This is a genomic window from Acetobacter sp. DsW_54 (assembly GCF_002153575.1).
Taxonomy (GTDB): domain Bacteria; phylum Pseudomonadota; class Alphaproteobacteria; order Acetobacterales; family Acetobacteraceae; genus Acetobacter; species Acetobacter fabarum.
In genome coordinates this window covers 1-323 of sequence record NZ_JOPD01000021.1, presented here as the reverse complement: position 1 = coordinate 323, position 323 = coordinate 1, and the positions used below count along the sequence as shown (strand labels likewise).

Genomic DNA, 323 nt, shown 5'->3' with positions numbered 1-323 from the left:
GTTGCATCGATCATCAGACGCTTCGAACGGCCAGCCTGTTCTGTCAGGGCGACAAAGATCCTGTCAAAAACACCCAGGCGGCTCCACCGGATAAAGCGGTTGTATAAAGTCTTGTGTGGACCATACGCTTTCGGAGCATCCTTCCACTGAAGGCCGTTGCGGATGACATAAACGATCCCGCTCAGAACACGCCGGTCATCCACGCGTGGCACTCCGTGCGCCAGAGGAAAAAACGGCTCAATCCGCTCCATCTGGCGCTCAGACAGCAAAAATACCTCACTCACAGGCCTACCCTCCATCGGTAAGCCTGTGAATCACAACCT

At 54.8% G+C, this 323-nt stretch carries 1 protein-coding gene; it reads right to left on the bottom strand.

Annotation, left to right across the window (positions count from 1 at the left end):
- Window positions 1-284: transposase (locus HK20_RS09665; RefSeq protein ID WP_143296488.1), on the bottom strand; the 284-nt coding region annotated here is incomplete at its 3' end.
- Window positions 285-323 lie beyond the last annotated feature (39 nt).